The sequence below is a fragment of the Sphingobium sp. YR768 genome, assembly GCF_900111125.1.
Lineage (GTDB): Bacteria > Pseudomonadota > Alphaproteobacteria > Sphingomonadales > Sphingomonadaceae > Sphingobium.
Map to the genome: position 1 here is coordinate 296,859 of NZ_FOGE01000004.1, position 21,495 is coordinate 318,353.

The following is a 21,495-nucleotide window of genomic DNA, read 5'->3' on the forward strand; positions in this document are numbered from 1 at the left end:
GCCGCTCCACTCCCGCCTTCGTCAGGCGATGGCGACATCCTGAAATTGGAGGCTGGCGAGCCGGGCATAGAGGCCACCCTGCGCCACCAGCGCGGCATGATCGCCCTGTTCCACGATCCGACCTTCATCCATCACGATGATGCGATCGGCGGCGCGTATCGTGGCCAGCCGATGCGCGATGACGATGGTCGTGCGGCCCTGCATCAGGCGGCCCAAAGCATCCTGCACCAACCGTTCGGATTCCGCATCGAGCGCGGAAGTGGCTTCATCCAGCAGCAGGATCGGCGCATCGCGCAGCAGGGCGCGGGCGATCGACAGGCGCTGGCGTTGCCCGCCGGACAGGCGCGCCCCGCCTTCGCCCATGAAACTGTCCAGCCCCTGCGGCAAGGCGCGCAGGAAGCCTTCCGCATTGGCCGCGCGAGCCGCTGCCCAGATATCCTCATCGCTGGCATCCCACCGGCCATAGCGCAGATTGTCCCGCGCAGAGGCGGCGAAGATGACGCTGTCCTGCGGCACCATAGCCGTCATCGCGCGCAATTCTGCGGGATCGGCGTCGGTCAACGGAATGTCATTCAGGCGAATACAGCCCGAATCCGGATCATAGAAGCGTAGCGCCAACTGGATCAGGGTCGATTTGCCTGCTCCGGATGGGCCGACGACCGCCACCGTCTTGCCCGGCGCGACGTCCAGCGAAATGCCATGCAAGGCTGCCTGATCGGGCCGGGTGGGATAATGGAAATGCACATCGTCGAAATGCAGCCGTGCACCATTGGCATGCCGGGCAATGGAGATCGGCTGGGCCGGCGGCAGAATATCCGGCGTGGCGGACATGAGTTCCTCCAGCCGACTGGCCGCACCGGCCCCGCGCAACAGATCGCCCCAGCTTTCCGACAGTGAACCAAAGGCACCCGCAACAAGCGCTCCGGTTAGCACGAAGGCAGCGATACTCCCGCCCGACAGGCGGCCGGCGGCAACGTCCAGCGCGCCCTGCCACATTACCGCTGTAATCGAGCCGAAGATCAGCGAGATCACCACCGCTGTCATGATGGCACGCAGGCGAATGCGCTTGTGCGCCGTGGCAAAGCCCGCATCGACGGTAGCGCCGAACCGCTCTGCCTCTCGCGCTTCCTGACCGAAAGCCTGCACGATCTTCATCGCGCCCAGCACTTCGCTGGTGATGCTGCCGATGTCGGCCAGCCGGTCCTGACTGGCGCGGGACAGGCTACGCACCTGTCGACCCAGGCTGATCAGCACCAGCAGAATGACCGGAATGCCCAGCAGCAACAGCGCAGCCAGCTTGGGCGCCAGCACGAACAGATAGACAAGACCGCCCAGTCCCGTGACCAGATTGCGCAGCGCCACCGAAACGGTCGATCCGACCACCTGTTCGACGATCGCGGTGTCCGCGGTCATGCGGGAGGCGATTTCCGATGGCCGATTTTCTTCGAAGAAGCGGGGCGCCTGCCGCAACAGATTGGCCTGCGTCGCGCTGCGGATATCGGCGACCACCCGCTCGCCCAGCCAGGATACGAAGTAGAATCGCAGCGCCGTGGCAAGCGCCAGCACGGTCACGATCATCAGCAGATATTCGAACCAGCGGCTGATGTCCCCGCCACCCATGAAGCCGCGATCGATCACGAGCCGGAAACCGCTGGGGATGCCCAGCGTGGCGGCCGATGAAATGATCAGCGCGGCCAACGCCCCGGCGATACGGCCGGGATAGCGGCGGGCAAAACGCCACAGCATCGCCAGGCTGCCAAGGGCGGGGCGCGCATTGGCGCGCGGTGCGGGGTTCGGGACATCCACCATCCGCGCCGCTTAGAGCATTTTGCGTGCCGGTGGAATGACCAGAACGTCCGGGACATTACGGAAGGACAAGCGCCGTGGCCCTTCCGCCCCCGTGCTTCAGGCGTCCGGCGCGATCGCGCCTGCCAGTTGCATGATCCGCCGCGCATCGCCCTTGCCGCTCAAGGCATAGGCCATCGCGCCCTCCTCCCAATAGGCGATCGTCTCCCCGGCCCGGCGCGCCATTAATGGCGTCGCCTCTGCGGGCGTCTCCGCCCGGTCGGCGAACAGGGAGAGCGGTTCGCCCTGCGGCGTGGTGACGCTCATGGCGATGGCGGGGCTGTCGGGCGTGGGGAAGAGTTGGACGTCGGTCACGCGCCATCCCGTCGGCAGCACGGGCAGGATGATGCCCGTCGATTTTTCGATTTCCCGCGCGTCGAATGTGGCGGTTTCGACCTGCGACGTCATCGACTGGCGCAACAGTCCGGCCCGGCGGGAGGCGGCCGCTTCGTCGATGAAGCTGTTCGCCTGCGCCGCCTGCGGAAATTCGCCCATTTCGCCGCGCGCGATCCAGCCGGTGGTGATCAGTGCGGCAATCGCGGCGGCACGGCCCAGATGGCGCCAGTTGCGGCCATCCTCATTATCGTTGGCGACCGGCAGGCGGGTGTCGCGCCGACGGCCGACCAGCGTGCCCTTGGTCCCGTCTTTCATCAGGCGGAAGTCGATATGCGGCCAGCGCTGCCGCCAGCGGCGCGCGACCAGCCTTTCGCCGGGGCGCGCGGCATCGTCCAGCAACACCACGCCATTGGGGGAAAGGCGGGAAAAGAGGCTGTCGGCCGCGCCCCGCACCAGTGGATGCACGCTCCAGGGCGGGCCATCGATAATGATCAGGTCGATCTGTTCGGGCAGCCGATCGATCGCATACCAGCGCCCCGGCCAGTCCGCGCTTTCATGGGTCAGCGGCGCATGGCGGATATCGACGTCCAGCGCATGGTCGACCAGCCACTGGCGCGTCGCATCCACGAAGCCGCCATGCTGGTCGAAACTGTGCAGCCGGCCATTGCCATGCAGTTGAAGCGCGCGCGCCGCGATCAGGGAGGATGCGCCCGCGCCCAGTTCGACCACATGGGCGGGGCGAAGCCGCGCGACCTCCCGCACGATATGTCGCAGAAAGCCGACATCCGCCTTCCAGCTACCCAGATGCGGCAGGGCGTCATGCGGCAGATCGAGCTCATCCAGCAGCGCGCGCTTGTCCGCCTTCCGCCCGCCCGACAGGCTCGCCAGCAACCAGGGCCAGCCGATCGCGCCAAAGCCGATGCGCCAGGCCATGTCGGACAGGCGGCGGGGCAGGTCGCTGTCGACAGGAAGTGTCTCACTCAGGGGAAGAAGGCCGGTAAGGTCGCGGGATGTCACGGAAACCATGCTCCAGTTGGGAAGCGCAGGACTATTCACGCATCCTGTTGCATCGCGATGACGCAGGAAACGCCAGCAACCCGTAAAATGTCCGCGATTCTCGCCGATGCCACCCGCTATGGACGGCTATCGGGCGATAGGCTCAATAGCCCAGCGTCAGGCCGACCGCATAATATTTGGGTCCGGCATTGGCCTTGGCGCGCAGCTTGGGAAGGATAGGCATCGCCAGCGTGGCATAGGGGCGGGTATTGTCGCCGCTCACGCGCACACCTGCGCCGATCGTGGCGGACAGGGGAATGCTATAGGCCGCCTCGACCCGGCCATAGAGTTTGGTGTCGCCATCGCGCAGATAGATGCCGCCGCCCGGCGTCAGGCTGAAGCCTGCGAGGCCGAACGCATAGCCGCCGCCGATTTCGGTTCCCCAATGGCCGTCGGCGCGGCCATAATTGATTTCCGCGCCGATGCCTTCGGCCTGGGCGGTGGCGGGCAGCAGGGCGAGTGTCGCGGCGGTGAGCGCAAGAGCAAGTATCTTCATGGATCGACTGGCTATGCCCGCCTCCACGGCGCGGCAATGATCGCGGGACGAGGCGAGTCGCTGGCGCGGTGACGCGAGCGACTGCCTTGTCCGATGCAGGATCGTCAGGCCGGGGTCAGTTCCGCCGCTGCGCGCGCGGCCGGGCGCGGATATTGGCGCGGTCCCTGATCCAGACGCAGGGGCGACAGGCGATCGGCAGGCGGCTCCTGCTCCTGCCCGACGATGAAGGCGCGCGCGGTGCGCCCCTGACCCGGCTCCTCACCCTCCATGCTCCAGCGATAGGCCATGTCGAAAGCGGCGAGCGGGATCAGCAGGCTCCGCTGCCCCATGGTCACGGGCACGATCTCTTCGGGCGACAGGCGCAGTTCGCCGGTCAGTTGATGGGTTTCGCCCGGCGGAATCGACAACGCGCTATGGAGTGGCAGGCCATCTTCGCCAGCGAAGAAGCTCTGGAGCAAAGCGGATTGCTGGGCGCCCGCATTGCCGACGATGGCGCGGATGAGAATGTCCTGCGCCGGGCGATTGCCACGATTATGCAGGATCAGGCTATAGGCGATGGTCACGCCCATCATCGAATAGCGCGCCTGCCCGACGGCCATGTCCATGTCTAGCCAGGGCCGATCGGCGACCACCGGTGCGGGTGTCGGTGCCACGGGGCGCGGCTCTGGTGCGGGCTGCGGCGCCGCTTCGGTCGGCTTGGGGGCAGGGGGTGTCGCCGGTTTGGCAACGGGCGCCGGCGCTTCCGCCGGGCGACGGCGACGCAGCAGGAAGGCGGCCGCCAGGGCGATCAGCGCCAGCGCACCGCCGATGATCCACGGCAGCGCACTGCCTTCTTCCGCGGTGGGTGCGGGCGTGGCGACGGGGGTGCCAGGCTCCACGGCATTGGTGGCCGGCACCGGAACCGGCAGCGTCTGTGGCGCCGTTTCGACCGGCGCGCTCTGGTTCGCGGCCGCGCTGTCATCCGTCGGTGCGGCAGGCGCCGGCGTCGCTTGTGGCTTCGGCGTTTCGCGTTCGGCGGGGCGCTGGGCCTTCGGCTCAGGCGTGGTCTGGCGCGGCGTAGCCGGTGCCGTCGTGGTGGTAGGCCGTGATGCAGCCGGACGGGCAGGGGCCTGTTGCTGCACGGGCTGCACCGTCACCGGCGGCGGCGTTATTACCGGCGGCGTGGCCCGCGGGGTCACCGGATCGCGAAAGACGTTGAGTTCCGGTCCTTGCCGACTGGGATCAGGCGCGGGTGCGGTGCTGGCCGGCGGGATCGACAGGCTGGTGGCCGGCGTCTCCGTCTGCTGGGCGTGGACAGGCGCAGCCAGCATCAGCGGCGCGATGAAAAGCAACGGACGAACGATAGACCCCATAAGCCTGCCAAGGCACAAGAATGGCTGAACCGCAAGTGAACAATGCAGGATGCTGACATCAGCCGTGCAATGGCGTAGATGGCGCGGCATGACTGACATTCCCACCACTCCCCTGCATCTGGGCCAGACCAGTGCGCTGCCCGCCTCTCCGCAAGAGGCCGTGCTCGACTATGTCGCCAATCCGCGCCCCGGCAAGCCCTATCTGGTGCGTTTCACCGCGCCTGAATTTACCTCGCTCTGCCCGGTGACGGGTCAGCCCGATTTCGCCCATCTGGTGATCGATTATGCGCCCGCCGCGACGATCGTGGAATCGAAGTCGCTCAAGCTGTTTCTCGGCGCCTTCCGCAACCATGCCGCTTTCCATGAAGATTGCACCGTGGGCATCGGCCAGCGCCTGTTCGACGAGATGAAGCCGGTCTGGCTGCGCATCGGTGGCTATTGGTATCCGCGCGGCGGCATCCCGATCGACGTCTTCTGGCAGTCGGGCGAGCCGCCCGTCGGTATGTGGCTGCCGCCGCAGGACGTACCGGGCTATCGCGGCCGGGGGTAATCTTCATCGCTGCGTTATGGGATCAACGCTCGCAGGCATGGTCGTCCAGCGTCAGCGCGATCCCTTTGACCGATCCGTGCACTGTGTCGCCGACCCGACAGTTCAACCGAGCGGTGGGAACAAATTTCTGACCCATCGCTCCGTCCTGGCTTCGGGCGGTGACGACCAGCTTGTCACTATCCCATTTGGGATTTGCTGGTCCGGCGATACTGACGACGACAGCCCAGGCCTCGTGTCTGGGCTGGTCGGAGCACGCGGTTAGCGCGCATAGTGGAAGCAGGATGCGAACAAGCGCCATGTGCCGAATTTCGCACCGAAGCGGCTCATGCCGCAATATACTTCCTCCGGCGCCCTGTCGGACGAACGTGCAACAGGGTTCGACCAACGACATCGGGTTGCGGATAGTTCACTTGACCCATGCAGCCAAACGGCCGATCCGACGTTCATCGCTGCGCGTGACACTATCTCATCGCGCTCTGCCTGACGTGTCGGAGTCTGCTATCCTATGCCCCTCAAGAACATCCTGCCGCTGCTGATTGCGGCCGCCCCGGTCGCCTTGGCCGCGCCTGTACTGGCCCAGACCGCGCCTGTCGGCCCTGCCGCTGGTGTGACCACGCAGTTGCCGCGCGGCGCAGCGCCCAGCCATTATGCTATCGAGGTGACGCCCGACGCGGCGAAACTCAAATTCACCGGCAAGGTGACGATCGACGTCAATGTCGCCACGGCGTTGCCCGCGCTGGTGCTGAACGCGGCGGACCTGAGTGTCTCCAGCGTCACGCTGACTCCCGCAAAGGGCAAGCCGATCACCGGCACCGCGAAGGTGGATGCCGAGGCGCAGACCGTGACGTTCGACTTCGGCAAGCCGGTTCAGCCGGGCAGCTACACGCTCGCCATCGCCTATGCCGGTATCATCAACCAGCAGGCGAACGGCCTGTTCGCGCTCGACTATACCGACAATGCAGGGGCAGCGAAGCGCGCGCTCTTCACCCAGTTTGAGGCGCCCGACGCTCGCCGCTTCGTCCCCAGCTTCGACGAGCCGAGCTACAAGGCGACCTTCGACCTGTCGGCCATCGTCCCGGCGGACCAGCTTGCGGTCGGCAATATGCCGGTCAAGAATGCCAAGGACATTGGCGGCGGCAAGAAGCTGGTGACGTTCGGCACCAGCCCCAAAATGTCCTCCTACCTGCTCTTCTTCGGCCTGGGCGAACTGGACCGCGCGACCAAGATGGCGGGCAAGACCGAAGTCGGCGTGATCACCGGCAAGGGCAATACCGGCAAGGCGCAGCTGGCGCTCGATGCGTCGGCGGCGATCCTGCCCTATTATAATGATTATTTCGGCGTGCCCTTCCCGCTGCCCAAGCTCGACAACGTCGCCGGTCCCGGCCAGAGCCAGTTCTTCAGCGCGATGGAAAATTGGGGCGCGATCTTCACCTTCGAACGCACCCTGCTGGTCGATCCGCGCTTCACCTCGGAAGAAACCAAGCGCGCCATTTTCGAAGTCGCCGCGCATGAAATGGCGCACCAGTGGTTCGGCGATCTCGTCACCATGGCCTGGTGGGACGATCTGTGGCTGAACGAAGGCTTCGCCAGCTGGATGGCGACCAAGGTGACGGACAAGCTGAACCCGGATTGGGAAGCCCTGCTGTCGCGCGTCGATGGCCGCGAACGGGCGATGAGCCTCGACGCGCTCAAGACCACCCATCCGGTTGTGCAGAAAATCCACACGGTGGACGAAGTGAATCAGGCCTTCGACGCGATCACCTACCAAAAGGGCGAAGCCGTCATCACCATGCTCGAAGGCTATGCCGGCGAGGATGCGTGGAAGGCGGGCATCCAGTCCTATATGAAGCAGCACGCTTACGGGAACACCGTGACCGACGACTTGTGGAAAGCGGTCGAGGGTGCGGGCGCCAAGGGGCTGGTCAGCATCGCCCATGATTTCACCAGCCAGCCGGGCATCCCGCTGGTCAAGGTGGACAGCGCGCAATGTCAGGGCGGCAACACCCTGTTGACTCTGAGCCAGGGCGAGTTCAGCCGCGACGCGAAGGACAAGACGCCGCTGAGCTGGAACGTGCCGGTCAAGGCGCAGGTACTGGGCGGGGAGGCGCAGCGCCTGATCCTGTCGGGCGGCAAGGGGCAGATCACGCTGCCGGGCTGCGGCGCCTATGTCATCAATGCGGGTCAGACGGGCTATTATCGCTCGCTCTATCCGGCCGACAATATGCAGGCGCTGGCGAAGGGCTTTGGCCAACTGTCCAGCATGGACCAGACCGGCCTGATGGCGGATAATTTCCAGCTTGCGCTGGGCGGCTATCAGCCGATCGGTCTGGCGCTCGACCTGATCGACGCGGTGCCGGCCAATGGCAGCCCGTCGGTGCTGGCCGAAGTGCCCTCCTATCTCAAGAGCAGCTATGACATGCTGGAGGGCGATACCGCCGCACAGGCGAAGGTCGCCGCCTATGCCGCGCGCAAGCTGAGCCCGGCGCTGGCCGCGATCGGCTATGACGCGAAGGCCGGCGAAGGCGCGCAGGTGCCGGTGCTGCGCACCAGTCTGGTATCGACGCTGGGCAGCATGGGCGACAAGGCCGTGGTGGCCGAAGCCAATCGCCGCTTCGCCGCGCTGGCGACCAACCCCGCCGCGCTGGACGGTCCGCTGCGCAATGTGTGGCTGGGCATCATCGCCCAGAACGCCGATCAGACAAACTGGGATAAGCTGCGCGTCATGGCGAAGGCCGCCCAGAGCGATCTGGACAAGAGCACGCTCTATGCGCTGCTGGGCCGGGCGAAGGACGAGAAACTGGGGCAACAGGCCCTCGACCTGGCTTTGACCGACGAGCCGGGCAAGACGACCAGCGCCGCGATCATCGGGCAGGTTGGTGCGGCCCATCCGATGCAGGCGGTCGATTATGTGCTGGCGCACAAGGCGCAATATGAGGCGCTGATCGACGTGTCGGCGCGCAGTCAGGCGCTGGCCCGTCTGGGTGGCGGATCGGCCGATCCGGCGATGGTGACGAAGCTGGATGCCTATGCGACCCAATATCTGACGCCGGAATCGCGCAAGGTGGTGGATCGCTCCATCGCCGCGATCAAGACGCGGATCGAAACGCGCAGCCGGCTGAAGGCGCCGACGGCGGCATGGTTCGCCGGCAAGAAGTGAGTGCAGGGGGCGGCGGCGCGATCCGCCGCCCTTCTTCTATGGGGTAAACATGATGCAAAGCGAACCGCGCGTCGGATGCGGCGCGGCCATCCTTCGTAATGGCCAATTGTTGTTGGTGCAGCGGCGGCGCGAACCGGAAGCGGGGCATTGGGGCCTGCCGGGCGGCAAGGTCGACCTGTTCGAAACCATGGCCGCCGCCGCCGAGCGGGAGATTTTCGAGGAACTGGGCCTGACGATCAGGGCGCGCGATCTGCTGTGCCTGACGGATCAGATCGATGCAGCGCGCGGCACCCATTGGGTCGCGCCGGTCTATCTGGTCGAGGATGCGCAGGGCGATCCCGAAGTCCGGGAACCGGAGGCACTGGCGGCCTGCGGCTGGTTCGCGCTGGACGCTCTGCCGCAGCCCCTCACGGCGTCGACGCAGGCTGCACTGACGGCGCTGCAAGCGCGATAATCAGGCCAATATGCGCCGTTCATGTGCGGCGCGTTCCAGTCCTTCGCGAAAATCGGGATGGGCGATGGCGATCAGCGCACGGGCGCGTTCGGACAGGCTCTTGCCCTTCATGTCGGCCCAGCCAAATTCGGTGACGACGATATGCGTGTCGGTGCGCGGGGTCGTCACCGGCCCGTCCAGCCAGGGGACGATGCGAGACACCGTCCCCTTCGCCGCCGTCGAATGGCAGGCGATGATCGACCGGCCGCCTTTCGACGCATAGGCGCCGCGCACGAAATCGAGTTGCCCGCCGGTGCCGCTATATTGGCGACCGTTCATATATTCCGAATTGCACGCACCGCTCAGGTCCATCTGGATCGTCGCATTGACGGACAGCACCCGGTCATTCTGCGCAATGATGTGCGGCGCGTTCACATAGTCCACCGGATGGGCGGCCACTGCTGGATTATCATGGATGAAATCATAGAGCGGCTGGTCCCCCATGGCGAAGGTGAAGACCGATAGGCCGGGATGCAGCGCCTTGGCGCTGTTGTCGACCACGCCCGCCTGTATCAGCTTGACGAGGCCGGGGGTCAGCAATTCGGTGTGGATGCCCAGATGCTTGTGCCCCATCAGCGCGGCGCAGACCGCGTCGGGCACCGCGCCGATCCCCATTTGCAGGCAGGCGCCATCCTCCACCATGTTCGCAATGATCGCGCCGATCGCATCGTCGGTGGCGTTGCGGGGCAGCGCAGGCACCTGACAGAGCGGGACATGATTTTCGATGAGCGCCGTGACGTCCGACACATGGATCATGCAGTCGCCATGGACATAGGGCATGGCCGGGTTCACTTCCACGATCAGCCGGGCGCCGCTGCGCGCGACGGCCAGCGCATAATCGGCGTCCGTGCCCAGGCTGAAGCAGCCATTGGCGTCCATCGGCGAGACGGTGGTGATGAAGCTGTCGACGCCAATATGCTCTGTCAGCGTGCGGGGTATCTGGTGGAACTGCACCGGCAGTATATCGATGCACGGCCCGTCGCCCCGCGCCGCATCGCCTGCGCGGTCGATGCCGCCATGGAACAGGCTGACCTGTCTGATGCGGTCGGCAAGATCGGGAGACAGGATCGGCGCGGCCGATGTGGCGGGCGGCAGCATGGTATAGATGCTGGCATCGCGCAGTCCGCCGGATCGAACCCGGTCCGCCAAGGCTGCTGCCAATACAGGCGGGAAGCTGACGGCAAGACCCGTGGCGACCTTCGCGCCATCGGGTATCAGGGCGACGGCCTGATCCGCCGTCATCCTGCGTACGTCATAGAGGTGCTGGATGGTCATGCGCTCTCCCGGACTGTTTCCAGCCTTGTCGCCCGCAGGCGGGGAGAGCGCAATCCATCCTTGGTCGAAAGGGACGCTTTCGGCCGTCAGCGCGGCAGGCCGAGCGCCTTGACGATGTCGTCCCAGGCGACCAGTTTGAAATTCTGTGCCGCCGTCGCGTTATGACCATCCTGCGCGATGAACAGCCCGCCTGGATAAGCCGGGCCGAAGTCGCCCAGCATCAACTCGATTCCGTCGGTTTCCTCCGACCCGCCGATGGCGCCGTCGACCACGCGGAAGCGGCCGACATAGCTGTCGTCGCGCATATTGTAGACGACATAAGCATTGTCGCCCTGGCTGGAGACGAGGACATAGCCTTCCTTCTCGCCGATCGGGGCGATGGCGACACCTTCGGCGTCCATCACCAGATTCTTGCCATCGGCCGCCGCGATCTTGGTGGGCGTGGTCGATCCGGTCGCGCGCGCGTCGAAGCGCCAGAGGCCGACATCTTCCTCCGCGACATAGAGGATCCCGGTGCGGTCATCCACGGCGCAGCCTTCCGACTGGGTGCCCAGCTTCATGGTGCGCACGATCCGGCCGGTCGGCGTCGCACCCGATGCATCGAGCGCAACCTGATTCACCGTGCCGTCCTTCAGCACGATGAAGGCGTAGGTCGCTTCGGGCGCCTTGTACATGCAGATGCCATAGGCTTCGCCTTTGCCGGCATCGACTTTACCCAAAGCCGTCAACTTCGCCGTCGCGCTATTGAGCCGGAACAGCGCCAGCTTCGCATTCGCCACGTCATTGCGGTCGCTGGCGACGACGAGGATGCCGTTCTGACCGCCCATCGCCACGCCATCACGCAGGTCGACATTATTGACCCGACCCGCGTCGAGGAAATCGCGGGTCTTGCCGTCCAGCCCATAGACATAGAGGCCGGCCTTTTTGTCGGTGCCCACGATCAGGCTGGCGGCCGGGTTGGCGGCATTGCGCCAGATCGCCGGATCGTCCGCCGCATCGGCATTGGGCGTGCCGACCGGGGTGGTTTCACCGCGCGCGGTGACATTCACGGCCGGGGTCGCATTGGCGATACGGATTTCGACCGGCACTTCCTTCTCGGCGGTCGCGCAGGCGGCCAGCGCGAGGAGGCTCACGAGGGGGAGGGCGAAAGGCTTCATCTTGATCTTCCTCACTTGCCGCGCGCGACGCATTTGCCGCCGTCCGGGCCGATATTGCCCGTGCAGGTGCGCACGGCGATGGTGGGTTCGCTGGTGTCGGCCAAGTGATTGCCATCCGCGCCCTTGGTAAGGTCGAAACCATCATACAGCTTGCCCGACGCGGTATAGGTGCGGAATTTCAACCGATCGCCATCCACATCCACCACCTGATAGAGTTCGGTGGCTTCGGCCGTCTTGTCCGGCTGGGTCCGGGCGCGGTCGTTAAGGCCATACATTTTGGAACCCGTGACGGAGACAAGATAGACCGGCCCCTGAATCGCGCCATTCTTGCGCGCCTGCGCTGACGCCTCACGCCCCGTTTCGGAGGTCAGGCGGCTATAGCAATGATCATGGCCCTGAAGCACCAGATCGACCTTGCGCTTGTCGAACACTGGCTTCCACGCAGCCTTGATTTCCACCGTGTCATCGGGACGGGCGCAGGTGAAGACGGGCTGATGGAACAGCACGACATTCCACTTCGCCTTGCTGGAGGCTAGCGTGGCATCCAGCCATCGCGTCTGTTGCGCCATGGTGCCCAGGTCGATCGCGGACGTGCCGTCCAGTATGATGAACCGCACGCCCTGATAATCGACATAATAGGTCGTCTTCAGGCCTGGCACGCCATTGTCGGGCAGCGCGAATTGCAACGGGAAATAGGGGCCGAGTTTGCGGCTTTCCTTCCCGTCGGGCAGCGTCACGTCGACATATTCATGATTGCCGGTGGCGGGCAGTTGCGGAACGATCGACCAGTTATAGGCACCGGCCTGATTGAACTCGCCCCATTCGTCATCATGGTCCAGATCGTCGCGCTGCGCGGCGAGATCACCGGCATGGGCAACCAGTTCGATCCCGCCATTGGCATGAAAGGCCTGACGGATGACCCGGCTGGCATAGGTCAATATGCCGTTCTGAATATCGCCCAGATAGAGGAAGCGGAAGGGCTTGGCTTGCGTCGCGGCGGTGCGGAACTGCAACCATTCGCTCCAACCCGCGCTGCCCTTCAGGCGATAGGCATAGACGGTATCGGGCGTCAGCTTGTCGAAGCGGATCTGGTGATAGAGGGCCGGGCCGTTCGCGCTGTTTTTCACCGTGCCGGCCGGGCCGGTGACGGTGGCGGCCTTCTCCTCCAGCGTCGGGCCATCGACCGAGATGGCGATCTGCGCCTCGCTCGTCGCCTGCGCGGTATCAGTGCGATAAGCGACCGCCATGCCCTGCGTCGGGTCGGCAGCGGGCGTTAGCATGATGCGATCGGGCAGGGTGCGGGCCGCATAGGGTGTGCCAGCGGAACGGGGCACGGGCGGGGTGGTCGCGGGTTGAGCCATGGCCGGAGCCGCACTCGCCAGCAGCAGGGCGACGATGGATAGTCGGGACATATCAGTCCTTTCCGAAAACGGGACTTGCCGGCCGCGCAAGGGCGCGACCGGCAAGCAGGGGAAAGCGAACGGGATCAGAAGCTGGCGGAAATGCCGAACTTCGCGGTCCAGTTATATTCCTCATATTGCAGCAGGCGCTTGCTGCCATTGTAGTTCTGATAGGCGAAATATTTGGCGTTGTTGACGTTCACCCAGTCGGCGAACAGGCGCACGCCCGGCAGGATCTTGTACTTCGCGCTCAGGTCGAGCTGGAAGTGATTGTCGACGATCCGATCCGTCTCGACGCCGTCGCCCACTTCATCCAGATATTTGCTGCGATAGGTGCCCGCCGCACGCAGCGAGAGCCCACCCTTTTCATAGCCCAGCACGGCGTTGGCGGTGTGCTTCGACGCATTGGGCAGGCCGATCGTGCGGATATAGGCGTTGTCGTCGCCGTCATAGCTGGTGATCTTCGCCTTGGCGTCGGTGTAGGTGTAGTTGAGGTTCACCAGCAGGCCGTCGAGCGGGGCGGGCAGGAAGCTCAGCACCTGGCTAAAGGACAGTTCGACGCCCTTCACCTTGGCCGTGTCGCCGTTCACATAATAGACCGCTTCGCTATAATCGATGCCATTATAGCTGCCGTCGTTAAAGTCGCGGATCGCGGTCGTGTAATCCTTGATCGACTTGTAGAACAGGCCGGCGGTCAGCGCGCCATTCTTGCTGAAATACCATTCGGCCGACGCATCGAAGTTCCATGCGCGATAGGGCTTCAGGTCCGGATTGCCGAATTCAGCGGCATAATCCTCGTCCAGGATGAAGCGCGGGGCGAGCTGCGACAGCTTGGGACGCACCAGGCTCTTATAGCCGGCAGCGCGAAACACCACGCCCTGGCTCGGTTCGAAGCGCGCGGTCAGGCTCGGCAGCCAGTCGGTATAATGTTTGGTGAAGACATTGGGCGTGGAGATCACGCCGGTCGCTTCACCCTCTTCGTCCAGCGCATATTCGGTCACATTGCCGCGCAGCACGTTGCGGGTCTGCTCCATGCGAACGCCGCCGACCAGGCGAACCTTTTCGCTGTCCCAACGGCTGAGCAGGTAGCTGGCCAGGATGTCTTCCTTCGCGCTGTAATCCTGCGCCGCCGATTCATAGGCGCTGGTGATGGGGTCGAGTTCGAACTCACCGATATTATCATAGAAATAGTTGGTGGCCTGGCCCTTGCCGGGCATCGCGCCCAGATCGGCGAGGCGATAGGTCTGGTCGCCCAGCACATCGGCCAGTGACAGGTCGCCATCGCCATAATAGTTCATGTTGAAATTATAGCTCTTCTTGCGGAAACGGGCCTTCATGCCCGCCTGCACGGTGAAGGTGCCATTATCCGCAGCGAAGGCGCGGGAAATGTCGCCCTTCAGCGCATATTCGCGGTCACGCGAGTCCGACAGGGCGGTCTGTTCGACGCGGTTGAAACTATATTCCGACGGATCGTTGAACAGGTCGGCGCCGCTGGTCACTTCGAAGGTGGGAACGCGCGGATCGGAATAGTTGAAGCCGACATCGACGCCATCACCGTCGAAACGGGCGCGCCAGCGGATCGGGTCGATTGATCCCTTTTCCTTCTCGGTCGATTCCGACCAGCTACCCGAATAGGTCAGCTTCCACGGGCCGGTATCGGTCGTGCCGCCCAGCACGATCGACTTGATGCGCTGACGCTCGAACCGGTCCTTCAGGTCGCGGCGCACTTCGATGCGGCCGTCCTCGTCGGTGAAGTTTGCGCTGTCCGCGTCACCCGATGCCGGCTGCTCGTCCATGACGAAGGTCAGGCGACGACGATATTCATGGTCGTCAAACTGGTTGTAGATGCTGCGCAGATAGAGCTTGGTCGTGTCGGACGGCTTCCAGTCCAGGTTCAGCGTTGCGCCGATGCGCTTGCGGGTCACGTCATAGTCGCGATATTCCAGCGTCTCGGCATAATCGATGCCATCATCGCTGGTGGTCCAGTCCGCCGCTTCGATATTGTCGGTTTCGAACTTGCGCTTATAATAGCTGACACCGCCCGAAATGCCGAAATTATCCGTAACGCGGGTCGCAAAGTCGAAGCTGCCCTTGGGCGTTACCGCATCGGCATAGTCGTTATAGCTGCCTTCCAGCTTGACCGAATAAAGGTCCTTCTTGCGGTCGAACGCGCTGGTCGTGTTGATTTCGATCGAGGCGCCGATCGTGTCGGCATCCATGTCCGGCGTCAGCGACTTCTTCACTTCGATCGATTCGATCAGTTCGGAAGGCACCACGTCCAGCGCGACCGAACGGACGTCGCTTTCCGGTGCGGGCAGGCGGGCGCCGTTGACGGACGCGGCGTTGAGTTCGGGGTCAAGACCACGAACCGACACGAAGCGGCCTTCGCCCTGATCGTTCATGATGTTGACGCCGGGCAGGCGGCGCAGCGATTCAGCGACATTCTGGTCGGGGAACTGACCGATGGCGTCGCGAGTCAGCACGCTTTCCACGCCGTCGGCAGCGCGCTGGCGGGACAGGGCCGACGCCTGGTTGGCGACCTGACCGACGACGATGATGGAGGCATCGACATTGGAACCGATGCGGATGTCGGCATCGACATCGCCGGTGGCGGGCACGACCACCGTGGTACGGACGGGATCGGCGCCGGTGTAGCGCGCTTCGATCGTGTAGGTGCCGGGCGCGACTTCGGGGAAGCGATAGCTGCCGTCACGGCCAGCTTCGGCGACACGGCCATTTTCGACGATGCGCAGCTGGGTCGACTGGAGCGCGCGGGTGCCGGTGCCGTCCGACACGGTGCCGCTGATGGTGCCGGCGAAAGCGGCAGCCGGCGTGGCAAGGGCAAGGATGATGGCGGCGCGGCTCGCGCCACGGAGAAGATGGTTCATGCTGGAATCTCCCTGTCCGTGGCGATGCGGGATTTTCCGCTCACCGATCGGTCGAGCCGCCCATTGGGAGATTTATGTTACATCTTGATTGGAGACTCGTGACAGTTTGATGAAGCTGCCCTGCCATTGTCACAATGTTCGGGATCGTTGCGATCCCGTCACAGGCTTCTCATCGATCGGTATTGAGATAGGCGGCTACAGCCTCCACGCTATCGCCGACAATATCGACCGCTTCTTCCAGTTCCTCGGGGTCGACCCTGAAACGACCGGTCCAATAGAGGACCGCCGCTTCGCTATCCAGCATGACGCGGCCGGCATCCTGATCGTCAGTCATGGCGTTCCTCCTGTCCGGCTGGACGGAAGGAACGCACAAAAGCCTCTATTTTTCCCCTTCCCTTTAGGACAGGGGGCTGCTCGCCCAATTTTTGAGCTTCGCATAAAGCGCGCCGATCACCCCGGCGAAGATCAGGATGGCCAGTGGCACCGCCCAGTGATTTTCACCCACCAGCGCCAGCGGCGCATCGCTGTCGGTGCTGGCGACGATACCGGCGAAGGCGACGCCGAACAGGCTTTCGCCCACGATGAAGCCGGTCGCCATCAGGACGCCCATGCGCTCGGCGAACTCCGGATTGCTCTGGCGCAGCGCCCAGCGATTATAGACATGACCGATCACCGCACCGACCGGGATCAGCAAAGTCAGCGCCATCGGCAGATAGATGCCCATGCCCACGGCCAGCGGCGGCAGACGCAGCTTGCCGGCCTTGCCCAGCAGTTCGTCGATCGCGATCACCACCACGCCGATGCCTGCACCGATGCCAATCAGGCCCCAGTCCAGGTCGCCGCCCAGCACGCCCTTGGCCAGTGCGGAAATCAGCGCGGCCTGCGGGGCGGGCAGGGCGCTCGCCTTGGCGCCCGGCGCCCCGGCAAAGCCGAAGGCGCTGTTCAGCAGGTCCAGCACCGGAGGGATCACCAGTGCGCCGAAGATGACGCCCAGCACCAGAGCGACCTGCTGCTTCCACGGCGTCGCGCCAACCAGTTGGCCGGTCTTGAGATCCTGCAGATTGTCGTTGGAGATGGTGGCGATGCCAAAGACGATTGCCGTGGTGAACAGCGCATAGGCGATCAGCGCCTGGGTCTGCGACGGGTCGGCATTGCCCGATCCGTAAATGGCGGCCAGCAGCAGCGACGCACCCAGCACGGCCAAAATGCCGACACCCGAAATCGGGCTGTTCGACGCACCGATCAGGCCCGCCATATAGCCGCAGACCGAAGCGATGACGATGCCCGCCACCAGCACATAGGCCAGTGTCAGCCCGATCACCGGGATCGGATTGGCCGCGATCGGCCCACCCTGCGCGAAGATCCACAGCAGCACGCCGATCGGCAGCAGCGCAGCCAGGATGGTGCCGCCGACGATGGAAATCGGCAGGTCGCGCTCGCTGATGTCGAGATCGGCGGCATTGCCCGTCTTGCGCTTCGCATTGGCAGCCAGAGCGGAGCGGATGCCACTGACGATCGGGCCAAGAATCTTGAGTAGAGTCCAGATCGCCGCCACGCCGATCGTGCCCGCGCCGATGAAGCGTGCCTTCATGCGGAAGGCGGTGCCGACCACGTCGGACAGTTCGGCGCCGGCGGGGAGGGGGGCGGTCAAATAAGGGACGAGGCCGGTCCAGCTGATCAGCAGGCCGATGAACATGGCGACGCCCACCGACAGGCCGACCAGATGGCCGACGCCGATCAGCGCCATAGAGAAGCTGGTCGAAACCGATGTCGCGCCCGCGCCGAACTTGAAGAAGGTGGCGGCTTCCTCCGCGATGATCTTCGTTTTGGCGACGATCGAGAAGGCGGCGGCGGCCACGGCGCTGGCGACGATGGCGGCCAGGCCGCGCTTATTTTCTTCAAGACCCTCGCGCGAACCCGCGCCGACCTTCAGCACTTCGGCGGCCGCGACGCCTTCGGGATAGGGCAGGTCGGACCCGGTAACGAGCGCCCGGCGCAGCGGCACCGAATACATGACGCCCAATATGCCGCCGGTCGCGATGGTGAAGGCGGACAGCCAATAGGGGAAGCCCTGCCACCAGCCGATGATGACGAGGCCCGGCAGCACGAAGATGATGGCGGACAGCGTGCCGGCCGCCGACGCGATCGTCTGGACGATGTTGTTTTCCAGGATCGTGCCGGTCGCGAACAGGCGCAGCACCGCCATGGAGATGACCGCGGCGGGGATCGACGTCGCGAAGGTCAGGCCGATCTTCAGGCCCAGATAGACGTTCGCCGCCGTGAAGACGAGGGTGATGAGCGCGCCGAGTATGACCCCGCGCAGCGTCAGTTCGGCCATTGGCTGGCCGCCTGCTTTGGTCATTGTCACCTTTCGTCCCCTTGCCTTTATGCGTCTGTCGATCGGCTGGTAATAATGTTGCTTTACCGTGGATCAATCGGAAAGTGCATCAGGACCGGCTTTCCGGTCCGCCACGGGGCGGGGCGACCCGGTCGAGCCAGGCGTCGACCAGATAGGTCCAGCGCTGATAGCCGCGCGCATTCATATGCAATCCGTCCGGGCGGAAGAGCGACGCATCGGGCAATCCATCCTGCGCCAGCAGCACGCTGCCGACATCCAGATAGACGAAGCCGCCATCCTTGGCCCGGCTCGCGACGGCGGCGTTAACCTGCGCCATTTTGGGGCGCATCATCCAGCGGATCGGGCTGGGCTTCAGCGACATGAAGGCGATCGGCGCACGCGGATAATCGGCGCGCAACTTCCTGAGCAGGGTCAATATATCCCGCGCCACGACCTCCGGCGCGGTACCGGCCGCCAGATCATTTTCGCCGACATAGACGATCACCGAACGCGGCGGCACCGGCGGCAGCAGGCGCTTGTAATAATGGAGCACATGCGCCGTGGTCGCGCCGCCAAAGCCGCGATTGACCGTGCCGATATCATGAAAGCTGCCCGCTATGTCCCACAGGCGGATGCTGGAACTGCCCAGGAACAGCGTGGCGTCGCGCACCGGCGGCCCGGCGCTGTTCGCCTTCGCAAAGGCCTCGATCTCGTTGGAGAAGGGAAAGACCGGGTCGGCATTAGGCAATGCTGCGGGTTTTTGCGGCGGCGGCACGGTCGCCGCCGTCAGCGCGCCGCCCAGCAGCAGCGCCGCAGCCGCCACGCACCATGAAGGCGCGCGAACCGGCTTAATGGCGGTGGAGCGGGCGCAGGCGATATTTGCCATCCGCATAGCTGCCGAACATGCCGGTGATGGCGGGGTGATCGACCGGCTCGTCGCTATCGTCCGCCACCAGATTCTGCTGGCTGACATAGGCGACATAGCTGGATTCGCCATTTTCGGCGAGCAGGTGGTAAAAGGGCTGATGCTTGTCGGGCCGCGCGGTTTCCGGAATCGCTTCATACCATTCCTCGCTATTGGCGAAGACCGGGTCGATATCGAACACGACGCCACGGAAACCGAACATGCGATGCTGTACCACATCGCCGATACTGAAGCGGGCGTGGACGATCGGCGGGGCGCTGACGCCAGCGCCAAAAATCTGAATCGTGTCTTTCATGACATCAATTTAGGACGCTGTTGGGCGGACACAAGAAAAATACCGGAAAGAGCGCTTGGCAAGTGCGAATTCATTCGCTAATGGCCGCCCCTCGACCGGGAATGCAGTGCTTTATGGCTTGCGGAACCTTCTGCGGAGAGGTGGCAGAGTGGTCGAATGTACCGCACTCGAAATGCGGCGTGCCCGTGAGGGTACCGTGGGTTCGAATCCCACCCTCTCCGCCATTTGACCCTCCGCAGGGGTCTGCAGAAGTCCACTGATATCGACTTTTTTCTACTGATTACTGACGCTTAGCTCACCAGCTTGGCCACAGTCGTCCACAGCCCTCCGCAGGTGTTTTGCGGTGATTGTGGTACTGATTCGTGGTCTCGGCGGTCGAAAAACGTGGTACTTTTTGGAGACGACGACCGATGCTCAGTGACGCCAAAGTCCGGGCGGCCAAGCCCCGCCCCAAATCCTACAAGCTGACCGACACCAATCGCCTTTTCCTGCTCGTGACGCCGAGCGGGGGAAAGCTGTGGCGGTGGAACTACAGCTACGATGGCAAGCAGAAAACGATGGCCTTCGGCGCCTGGCCCCAGGTGGGGTTGGCGGACGCCCGAGCGAAGCGGGATGAGGCCAGCAGCCAACTGATGGAAGGCGACGATCCCACGATCCTGAGGAAACTCAAGGTTGTGGCCAAGCTGGAGGCCGGCAGGCAGACCTTCGAACGGGTCGCGCGGGCGTTGCATGAGAATGCCAAGTCGCAATGGGCAATTGTTCATGCCGCCGATATCCTCCGCAGCCTGGAAAGGGATGTGTTTCCTGCCATCGGTGACATGCCAATCGCCCAGTTGACGCCTCCGCTCGTTCTGAGCGTCTTGCGGGAGATCGAGGCGCGCGGCGCGATCGAGACGGCGAAGCGCGTCCGGCAGCGAATTTCAGCCGTCTTCATCTATGGTATCGCGGAGGGTATTGCGCGAGCGATCCTGCCGAGAAGCTCGGCGCGGTCCTCAGGCCCCTGCGAAAAGGGCGTCAGCCTGCAATCACCGATCTCGTTTCCCTTCGCCGGATGATCCGCACGGCTGAGGAAGATTATGCGCGCGCCGTTACGCGTCTCGCCCTTCGTCTGCTCGCGCTGACCGCGGTGCGACCCAGCGAACTTCGCGGCGCGCAGTGGGATGAATTCGAGCATCTGAACGGCTCGGAGCCCTTGTGGCGCATTCCGGCCTGGAGGATGAAGGGCGACGCCGATCGCAAGGATGAGCTCCACGGCGATCATCTTGTCCCGATCACGCCACAGGCATTGGCTGTATTGAGGGCACTCTGGCCGCTCACGGGTGAAGGACCGCTGGTTTTCCCCAGCAACCGCCATGCCCAGCGCCCTATGAGCGAAAATGCCATCGGCTATCTTCTCAATCGGGCTGGTTATCACGGCCACCATGTCCCTCATGGGTTCCGCGCCGCCTTCTCTACGATCATGAATGAGTGGGCCGAGCGCGACGGTAAGGAACATGATCGCAAGGTGATCGACCTCATGCTTGCCCATGTCCCTACGGGCAAGGTTGAAGGGGCGTATAATTGCGCTGCCTGCATTCCCCGTCGCAGGGAACTCGCAATGGCCTGGGCTAACATGTTGAGTGACGGCTTGCCCGCACCATCAGTCCTGCTTGATCTGCCCGCCAAGGCAACGGGTCCGCAATCACGTCGACGGATGCCACCACCTGTCGATATCGAGTTTCGTTTTCCCACCCGAAGGCGCAGCTCCGCTAAGGTCGTTACTCGCTAGAGTAAGGCGGGTGCAGAATCATTCAAGACAGGAGGGGGCTGTCGGCTCCCTCCATTATGCTCGCCACATTAGGGGCGATCGACATTCAGCGTAACCAGATCATGGCAGCAGCGAGGTGAATAAAGCCGGTGCAATGGATGGTGCGGCGATCATAGCGTGTAGCG

The 21,495-nt window shown here is 64.1% G+C and carries 17 protein-coding genes and 1 tRNA gene; 6 read left to right on the top strand and 12 right to left on the bottom strand.

Annotated elements, in window-relative coordinates:
- Window positions 1-21 precede the first annotated feature (21 nt).
- The 4 genes from BMX92_RS08355 to BMX92_RS08370 all read right to left on the bottom strand — a co-directional run bounded on the left by BMX92_RS08355 (window position 22) and on the right by BMX92_RS08370 (window position 5,085).
- The gene (locus BMX92_RS08355; RefSeq protein ID WP_093014751.1) at window positions 22-1,809 is read right to left on the bottom strand and encodes an ABC transporter transmembrane domain-containing protein; all 1,788 of its coding nucleotides are present in this window, start codon (window positions 1,807-1,809) and stop codon (window positions 22-24) included.
- Between the two features lie 96 nt (window positions 1,810-1,905).
- The gene (locus BMX92_RS08360; RefSeq protein WP_093014914.1) at window positions 1,906-3,198 is read right to left on the bottom strand and encodes a class I SAM-dependent methyltransferase; all 1,293 of its coding nucleotides are present in this window, start codon (window positions 3,196-3,198) and stop codon (window positions 1,906-1,908) included.
- Window positions 3,199-3,340: 142 nt separating this feature from the next.
- Window positions 3,341-3,733, bottom strand: a complete 393-nt coding sequence (locus BMX92_RS08365; RefSeq protein ID WP_093014754.1) for a hypothetical protein — start codon at window positions 3,731-3,733, stop codon at window positions 3,341-3,343.
- A gap of 104 nt (window positions 3,734-3,837) precedes the next feature.
- Window positions 3,838-5,085, bottom strand: a complete 1,248-nt coding sequence (locus BMX92_RS08370; RefSeq protein ID WP_093014757.1) for a hypothetical protein — start codon at window positions 5,083-5,085, stop codon at window positions 3,838-3,840.
- Window positions 5,086-5,173: 88 nt separating this feature from the next.
- Here BMX92_RS08370 and queF point away from each other — a divergent pair, with 88 nt between their 5' ends.
- The 3 genes from queF (at window position 5,174) to BMX92_RS08390 (ending at window position 9,246) form a co-directional block, all read left to right on the top strand.
- Window positions 5,174-5,635, top strand: coding sequence for a preQ(1) synthase (gene queF, locus BMX92_RS08375; protein ID WP_093014760.1), 462 nt, complete (start codon window positions 5,174-5,176; stop codon window positions 5,633-5,635).
- Between the two features lie 505 nt (window positions 5,636-6,140).
- Window positions 6,141-8,792 carry a M1 family metallopeptidase gene (locus BMX92_RS08385; protein ID WP_093014766.1) on the top strand — a complete coding sequence of 884 codons (2,652 nt, stop codon included), beginning with the start codon at window positions 6,141-6,143 and terminating at the stop codon, window positions 8,790-8,792.
- Between the two features lie 49 nt (window positions 8,793-8,841).
- The gene (locus BMX92_RS08390; RefSeq protein ID WP_093014769.1) at window positions 8,842-9,246 is read left to right on the top strand and encodes an NUDIX hydrolase; all 405 of its coding nucleotides are present in this window, start codon (window positions 8,842-8,844) and stop codon (window positions 9,244-9,246) included.
- On the opposite strand, the gene BMX92_RS08395 is transcribed toward BMX92_RS08390, so the two are convergent.
- The 8 genes from BMX92_RS08395 to hspQ all read right to left on the bottom strand — a co-directional run bounded on the left by BMX92_RS08395 (window position 9,247) and on the right by hspQ (window position 19,563).
- Complete coding sequence (locus BMX92_RS08395) at window positions 9,247-10,560, bottom strand: acetyl-CoA hydrolase/transferase family protein (protein ID WP_093014773.1); 1,314 nt, start codon at window positions 10,558-10,560, stop codon at window positions 9,247-9,249.
- A gap of 86 nt (window positions 10,561-10,646) precedes the next feature.
- On the bottom strand, window positions 10,647-11,717 hold the full coding sequence (locus BMX92_RS08400) for a phytase (protein ID WP_093014917.1): 1,071 nt from the start codon (window positions 11,715-11,717) through the stop codon (window positions 10,647-10,649).
- 11 nt (window positions 11,718-11,728) lie between these two features.
- Window positions 11,729-13,129 carry a purple acid phosphatase family protein gene (locus BMX92_RS08405; RefSeq protein ID WP_093014776.1) on the bottom strand — a complete coding sequence of 467 codons (1,401 nt, stop codon included), beginning with the start codon at window positions 13,127-13,129 and terminating at the stop codon, window positions 11,729-11,731.
- Between the two features lie 74 nt (window positions 13,130-13,203).
- Complete coding sequence (locus BMX92_RS08410) at window positions 13,204-16,005, bottom strand: TonB-dependent receptor (RefSeq protein ID WP_093014779.1); 2,802 nt, start codon at window positions 16,003-16,005, stop codon at window positions 13,204-13,206.
- Window positions 16,006-16,174: 169 nt separating this feature from the next.
- Window positions 16,175-16,339: a DUF3606 domain-containing protein gene (locus tag BMX92_RS08415; RefSeq protein ID WP_093014782.1), complete on the bottom strand. Its 165-nt coding sequence runs from the start codon at window positions 16,337-16,339 to the stop codon at window positions 16,175-16,177.
- 63 nt (window positions 16,340-16,402) lie between these two features.
- Window positions 16,403-18,343 carry an OPT family oligopeptide transporter gene (locus BMX92_RS08420; protein ID WP_093014785.1) on the bottom strand — a complete coding sequence of 647 codons (1,941 nt, stop codon included), beginning with the start codon at window positions 18,341-18,343 and terminating at the stop codon, window positions 16,403-16,405.
- A gap of 109 nt (window positions 18,344-18,452) precedes the next feature.
- Window positions 18,453-19,235: a GDSL-type esterase/lipase family protein gene (locus BMX92_RS08425; RefSeq protein ID WP_093014788.1), complete on the bottom strand. Its 783-nt coding sequence runs from the start codon at window positions 19,233-19,235 to the stop codon at window positions 18,453-18,455.
- Window positions 19,192-19,563 (bottom strand): heat shock protein HspQ, encoded by a 372-nt coding sequence (gene hspQ, locus BMX92_RS08430; RefSeq protein WP_093014791.1) that lies wholly within the window; start codon window positions 19,561-19,563, stop codon window positions 19,192-19,194. The genes BMX92_RS08425 and hspQ overlap by 44 nt, the downstream gene beginning before the upstream one ends.
- A 134-nt stretch (window positions 19,564-19,697) precedes the next feature.
- Here hspQ and BMX92_RS08435 point away from each other — a divergent pair.
- The 3 genes from BMX92_RS08435 (at window position 19,698) to BMX92_RS27915 (ending at window position 21,331) form a co-directional block, all read left to right on the top strand.
- Window positions 19,698-19,787, top strand: a tRNA-Ser gene (locus tag BMX92_RS08435).
- 138 nt (window positions 19,788-19,925) lie between these two features.
- Window positions 19,926-20,618, top strand: a complete 693-nt coding sequence (locus BMX92_RS27910) for a tyrosine-type recombinase/integrase (RefSeq protein ID WP_256213319.1) — start codon at window positions 19,926-19,928, stop codon at window positions 20,616-20,618.
- Window positions 20,615-21,331, top strand: coding sequence for a tyrosine-type recombinase/integrase (locus BMX92_RS27915; RefSeq protein WP_256213320.1), 717 nt, complete (start codon window positions 20,615-20,617; stop codon window positions 21,329-21,331). The genes BMX92_RS27910 and BMX92_RS27915 overlap by 4 nt, the downstream gene beginning before the upstream one ends.
- The last annotated feature ends 164 nt before the right edge of the window (window positions 21,332-21,495 follow it).

Excerpts from the sequence above, each read along its gene's own strand:
- BMX92_RS08355 (WP_093014751.1), bottom strand. The coding sequence starts at position 1,809 with ATGGTGGATGTCCCGAACCCCGCACCGCGCGCCAATGCGCGCCCCGCC.
- BMX92_RS08365 (WP_093014754.1), bottom strand. The coding sequence starts at position 3,733 with ATGAAGATACTTGCTCTTGCGCTCACCGCCGCGACACTCGCCCTGCTG.
- BMX92_RS08370 (WP_093014757.1), bottom strand. The coding sequence starts at position 5,085 with ATGGGGTCTATCGTTCGTCCGTTGCTTTTCATCGCGCCGCTGATGCTG.
- queF (WP_093014760.1), top strand. The coding sequence starts at position 5,174 with ATGACTGACATTCCCACCACTCCCCTGCATCTGGGCCAGACCAGTGCG.
- BMX92_RS08385 (WP_093014766.1), top strand. The coding sequence starts at position 6,141 with ATGCCCCTCAAGAACATCCTGCCGCTGCTGATTGCGGCCGCCCCGGTC.
- BMX92_RS08390 (WP_093014769.1), top strand. The coding sequence starts at position 8,842 with ATGATGCAAAGCGAACCGCGCGTCGGATGCGGCGCGGCCATCCTTCGT.
- BMX92_RS08395 (WP_093014773.1), bottom strand. The coding sequence starts at position 10,560 with ATGACCATCCAGCACCTCTATGACGTACGCAGGATGACGGCGGATCAG.
- BMX92_RS08400 (WP_093014917.1), bottom strand. The coding sequence starts at position 11,717 with ATGAAGCCTTTCGCCCTCCCCCTCGTGAGCCTCCTCGCGCTGGCCGCC.
- BMX92_RS08405 (WP_093014776.1), bottom strand. The coding sequence starts at position 13,129 with ATGTCCCGACTATCCATCGTCGCCCTGCTGCTGGCGAGTGCGGCTCCG.
- BMX92_RS08410 (WP_093014779.1), bottom strand. The coding sequence starts at position 16,005 with ATGAACCATCTTCTCCGTGGCGCGAGCCGCGCCGCCATCATCCTTGCC.
- BMX92_RS08415 (WP_093014782.1), bottom strand. The coding sequence starts at position 16,339 with ATGACTGACGATCAGGATGCCGGCCGCGTCATGCTGGATAGCGAAGCG.
- BMX92_RS08420 (WP_093014785.1), bottom strand. The coding sequence starts at position 18,343 with ATGGCCGAACTGACGCTGCGCGGGGTCATACTCGGCGCGCTCATCACC.
- BMX92_RS08425 (WP_093014788.1), bottom strand. The coding sequence starts at position 19,235 with ATGCGGATGGCAAATATCGCCTGCGCCCGCTCCACCGCCATTAAGCCG.
- hspQ (WP_093014791.1), bottom strand. The coding sequence starts at position 19,563 with ATGAAAGACACGATTCAGATTTTTGGCGCTGGCGTCAGCGCCCCGCCG.
- BMX92_RS27915 (WP_256213320.1), top strand. The coding sequence starts at position 20,615 with ATGATCCGCACGGCTGAGGAAGATTATGCGCGCGCCGTTACGCGTCTC.